Consider the following 207-nt stretch of genomic DNA (forward strand, 5'->3'; position numbering starts at 1 on the left):
GACCGTCCACCGTCAACGACACCTCACGCGCGCGGCGCAGCCCCACGGTGTCCCCGTCGGACAGGGTCGCGTCGCGCTCCGGCGCCCCGACGTCGCGGTCGCTGATCGAGTACCCGGCGTCGGACCGTGCGGCGTCGACGCTCGTGGTCATGGTGCTCAGCGCGATCTTGTCGCCGTCCACGTCGAGTGTGACGTTCTTGTGCCGGA

General features: G+C 71.0%; 1 pseudogene. It reads right to left on the reverse strand.

Going from position 1 to position 207, the window contains the following annotated elements:
• Positions 1-207 (reverse strand): annotated as a pseudogene (locus QM806_RS41310) (resuscitation-promoting factor); the annotation flags it as partial.

The organism is Rhodococcus sp. IEGM 1351 (genome assembly GCF_030056875.1).
In the GTDB taxonomy this organism is placed as follows: domain Bacteria; phylum Actinomycetota; class Actinomycetes; order Mycobacteriales; family Mycobacteriaceae; genus Rhodococcus_F; species Rhodococcus_F opacus.